This is a genomic window from Alcanivorax sp. HI0083 (assembly GCF_001635175.1).
Map to the genome: position 1 here is coordinate 1 of NZ_LWFX01000332.1, position 5,153 is coordinate 5,153.

The 5,153-nt window shown below is 56.8% G+C and carries 3 protein-coding genes and 1 pseudogene; all 4 read left to right on the forward strand.

The genetic code is table 11. The annotated features are described in order from the left end of the window. Positions 1 to 1,241 (forward strand): ISL3 family transposase (locus A3754_RS03525; RefSeq protein WP_063518864.1); only part of this gene is annotated, 1,241 nt, incomplete at its 5' end. A gap of 129 nt (positions 1,242 to 1,370) precedes the next feature. Beyond that, positions 1,371 to 1,505, forward strand: a pseudogene (locus tag A3754_RS25900) (Cd(II)/Pb(II)-responsive transcriptional regulator); the annotation flags it as partial. A gap of 724 nt (positions 1,506 to 2,229) precedes the next feature. Further along, on the forward strand, positions 2,230 to 3,525 hold the full coding sequence (locus A3754_RS03530; protein ID WP_063508764.1) for a TolC family protein: 1,296 nt from the start codon (positions 2,230 to 2,232) through the stop codon (positions 3,523 to 3,525). Between the two features lie 94 nt (positions 3,526 to 3,619). After that, on the forward strand, positions 3,620 to 5,153 hold a 1,534-nt coding region (locus A3754_RS03535), incomplete at its 3' end, for an efflux RND transporter periplasmic adaptor subunit (RefSeq protein ID WP_231880466.1).

The window sequence follows — 5,153 nt, forward strand, 5'->3', positions numbered from 1 at the left end:
TGGAAGAGCATGATCTCCACTACCAGGTCGAAGCTCCTGAGCCTCTAGCTTGCGAGGAATGCGGCGTTGAGAGTGAGTTTGTCAGGTTCGGCAAGCGCGATGTGGCCTATCGCGACCTACCCATCCACGGAAAGCGGGTCACCCTCTGGGTGGTCCGTCGCCGCTACACCTGCCGGGCGTGTGGAAGGACGTTCCGGCCAGCTCTTCCGGAAATGGTAGACGATCACCGCATGACGCGGAGGCTTTACAACCACGTCGAGAAGGAAGCCTTCAATCACCCCTACGCCTACGTGGCTGATACCACGGGCCTCGACGAGAAGACTGTCCGCGAGATATTCAAGAAGAAGGCTGAGTTCCTGGCAGCCTGGCATCGTTTCGAGACACCCCGCTGCCTGGGGATCGACGAGCTGTACCTGAACCGCCGCTACCGCTGCATCCTGACCAACCTGGAGGAGCGTACCCTACTGGACCTGCTGCCCGGTCGCCAGCAGGACGCGGTGACGAGGCGCCTCATGAGCATGACCGAGCGCCACCAGGTCGAGATCGTCAGCATGGATATGTGGAAACCCTACCGCCGTGCTGTCCAGGCGGTACTGCCGCAGGCTCGCATTGTGGTCGATAAGTTCCATGTGGTGCGGATGGCCAACGAAGCCCTGGAGAAGGTGCGTAAGGGACTCAGGAAGGATCTGAAGCCAAACCAGCGGCGGACCCTCAAGGGCGATAGGAAGATCCTGCTGAAGCGTGCCCACGACGTTTCAGATCGCGAGCGGCTTATCATGGAGACATGGACAGGGGCCTTCCCTCAGCTCCTGGCGGCCTACGAGCACAAGGAGCGGTTCTACCACATCTGGGACAGCACCACCCGGCGTGATGCCGAAAAGGCGCTGGCCCGCTGGATTGACGACATTCCACAGGGGCAGAAAGAGGTGTGGAAGGATCTCGTCAGCGCCGTCAGCGGATGGCGCGAGGAGGTGCTGGCCTACTTCGAAACCGACACCCCAATCACCAACGCCTTCACGGAGTCGATCAATCGGCTGGCCAAGGACAAGAACCGCGATGGCCGGGGCTACTCATTCGAGGTGATGCGGGCCCGGATGCTCTACACCACCAAGCACAAGAAGAAGGTGCCGCAGATCAAGGAATCCCCCTTCCTGGGCAAGGCCACCATGACCTACAGCATGGGTCTTCCCGAGCCTGAGAAAAACTACGGCGTCGATCTATCAACCTTCTGGGAGAGTTAAGGGTTCGAAGGAGCAAGGGGGCTCCATCTACCACTTAATCCGGATACCCCTTTAATCCAACTCATTGTGATTAACTCTCTAGGTGTGTAAAGCCAACAGGTTGCTTATAACAGGAAGTCTGCTGATGCGCGGTCGCAGATAACGGCTTTGCAATCGCTTGAGAAGCAACTCGTTTCCCTGAGAGCGAGGTGCAACGATGGCCGTGAAGTTGATGCTTGCGGGGTTCTTGCTGGCATCAGCGAGGGCATCTTACAACCGCAATAGATCAAAGTGTCGATTTTATAGTTCTTAACCACGCCGCCACCTGTCGACATAAGCCTCGGTACCCAGCATGCCAACAGGCGCCTGGAATGGCATCGAGAGACACTTTCACGCTTCATCAAGTAATGCTATTGAAGGCTGTGGCGTAGAGAAGAGCATGCCAGAGGGAGCAGAGCTGGTGATCAATAGTTATATAGCTCGATATTAAACGTTGACATGGGGGTTACCCCAAGGTTTATGTTGCCTACAGCACATCACTTCGGACTATGCTGACACCATATGTTTATTGCCCGGTTATTCATTAGCTGCCTATTTCTGCTTAGCATCTCCTTGCAGGGGATGGCAGCGGTGCAATTGGTGCAGCCTTGCCCCATGGAACAGACCATGATGCAGGCAGACATGGATGACCGTTGCAGCATGATGTCCGCCATGCCACAAAACGATTGTTGTCTGGATGGTCAATCCAGCACGCACAGTGGCCCGGTTTGCAAGCCTGGTCAGGAGTGCCATGCTGGGCAGCTCTCGATCATGAATACGCCACCGGCGAATTCTTTTCAGGCAGCAAATCCGGCTGCCCCTCATTTTTCTGACCCTCTCTATCTCCCCCTTGCCTTATCTACCATCTGGCGACCGCCACTAGCACTTTCTCACTGATCTTTTCGGGGTCCGGCCTGGTCTGGGCCCACTGAGGGCGCGTTGCGCGCCATGATCCGTGTTGGAGTGACACATGTATTGGATATTTCTGAGCGCCGGCCGGTATCGGCGCGCACTCGGCTGGCTAGCGCCCTCCCTGCTGCTAGCTAGTGTCCAGGCGTTTGGGGCAGAAGGCCTGACTTTTAATCAGGCGCTACAGCTCGCCTTACGTCAATCACCGGAACTGCGGGCGGAATCGGCCCGCGTCGAGGCCGCTCAGCAGGCAGAAGGGCCTGCCGATGCTTTGCCTGATCCCACCCTGATTCTTGGCCTCGACAATGTACCTGTGGATGGTGCCGATCGTTACAGCCTGTCGAGTGATTTCATGACCATGCAGCGTATTGGTGTAACCCAGCGTTTCCCCAATCGCAGCAAACGCACAGCAAGGGCAGAAGGTGCCAGACAGCAAATCGGCTTAACGGAGGCCACGAAAGAGGCGACTCGTCTGGCCGTGCTGCGTCAGACCGCTCAAGCCTGGATCGAGCTCCACACTCTGGATCGTCAACTAGTCCTGCTGGAAGAACTCATTGCTGAAAATCGTTTGTTCGACAAGGCAGTGCGTGCCCGACTTTCATCGGGTCAAGGAAAGGCTATTGATAGCGTGGCACCCAGGCAGGAAGCCGTGACATTACTGGATCGGCGAGATGCTCTTCTGGCCAGGCAACGCCAGGCTAAGGCTCGTTTAATACGCTGGCTGGGGGAAGCCGGCCGGCAATCACCGGCTGGCCAAGCACCTGATTTCGCCATCAATGCTGAACAGTTACTGAATAGCCTGCATAAGCACCCTGAACTTGAGATAGCGTCGCGTCAGGCTTCTGTCGCCCAGGCTAACGCGGACGAGGCTCGTGCCGCCAAGAAGCCGGACTGGGCTTTAACTCTGGCTTATATGAATCGTGAAGAATTCAGTGACATGGCGATGCTACAGGTCAATGTGGACCTGCCATTGTTCAGCCGGTCGCGCCAGGGGCCTCGCATTGCCTCGGCGGAAGCTGAGTGGCAAGCACTGGAATCTCGTGCAGAGGCGGTACGTCGCGAACATGAAGCGATGCTGCAGAGCGATCTGGCCGAATATGAACGCCAGGAACGCACGCTTGCCCGGCAACGGGAGCAACTGGTGCCTCTCGCAAAAGAGAAAGTGGGATTGGCTAGGGCAGCTTGGCGCGGCGGTGATGGCAGTTTGGCCGATCTTGTACGGGCACGTAGCGAATGGCTGGACGCCAAACTGAAAGAAATTGATCTCAGCGGGCAGTATGACCAGCAGGCAGCCGCCCTCCATTTTACCTACGACCACCACGGCATGGTGGGCGAGGAGCAAGATGATGAACATTAAACGCAATGCCTTGATCGGTTTGGCTGCCTCGCTGTTGTTGCTAGCCGGAATATATTTGGGCCGTTACGTCACCCCTTCGCAGAGCAGTATATCGATGGCGATGGACAGCAGTGAAACCAACAGCAAAGCGGATGAAAAGGAAGTGCTGTACTGGTATGACCCTATGTATCCCCAGCAGCACTTTGACGAGCCCGGGCCCTCACCTTTCATGGATATGGAGTTGGTGCCCCGTTATGCCAATGGTGGTGATGATGGCGATCAGCCAACGGTCCGTATTGATGCAGCCATGGTACAAAATCTGGGAATTCGCAGTGCCTCGGTGGTCGTGGCTCAGTCACAATCTCAGCTTGATGTCACGGGGTTGATTGCTTACAACGACCGCGCCCTGACACGCCTGCAAAGCCCCGCGCCTTCCTTCGTAGACAAGGTCTGGCCTCTGGCTGAGGGCGACACCATCTCCAGTGGTCAGCCGCTGATGCAATTGAGAGTTCCGGCCTGGACTGGAGCTCAGCATGAATGGCTGGCCGTGCTCGGCAGCGGCAACAACGAACTGATCGTCGCCGGGCGGGAGCGCCTGTTGTCATTGGGCATGCCTGCATCCCTGATCCGAAGTATTGAACGCCAACGTAAACCGCTGGAAACCTGGACGGTGACAGCTCCGCATGATGGCGTGATACGCAGTCTCAATGCTCGTGCTGGCATGACGCTGTCGGCCGGTGCTCCCGTGGCGGAGATTCAGTCACTCAACCCCGTGTGGGTGGAGATAGCAGTCCCGGAACGCCAATTGGGGCAAGTCAGTAGTGGTAACGCTGTTGACGTGACCGTTCAAGGAGTGAAGCCAGCACTGCGTGAGGGGCAAGTTGCCGACATTCTGCCTCTGGTGGATCAGTCCAGCCGAACTGTGCCGGTGCGAGTGACCTTGTCCAATGACGAGGGTGATCTGCGTCCGGGCATGAGCGCTCAGGTACGCATTCATGGCGAAGCCACACAGAAAGCATTGGCCGTACCAACCGCAGCCTTATTGCATACAGGAAAGCGCAGCCTGGTGATGCTTGATGAGGGGGAGGGTCGATATCGTCCGCAGGCAGTGTTGCCGGGGGGCGAGCTGGGAGACCAAACGCTGATCCTGGCAGGGCTGAAGGAAGACCAGAAGGTGGTTGTCAGTGGTCAGTTCCTGCTCGATTCCGAAGCCAGCCTGCAAGGCATTGCCGTTCAGGAGCTGGCTATGTCAGATGAGACGGAAATGATGAACGCACTGCACTATGCCGAAGGTGTTGTCGAGCAACTGAATGGCAGCAAAATAATGCTGGACCATGGCCCTTTCAAGAGCTTGTCCATGCCTGCCATGACCATGCGTTTTAACCTGGCGAATGAACAAGTAGGCAAAGGGATATCGGTAGGTGATCGCGTGCGCATTGGCATTCGTGATACAGACAAAGGGTTGATTGTGGAGCGCCTAGAAAAGCAGGTGGCGGAACAAAAAGACACCCAAGTGAATTCGTTGCATTACGCCGAGGGGGTTATCGAGGGGCTATCCGACGGCAAGGTCAAGCTTAAACACGGTCCTTTTAAGACGCTCGGTATGCCTGGCATGACCATGCGCTTTCGTCTTGCCAGCGAACAGGTGG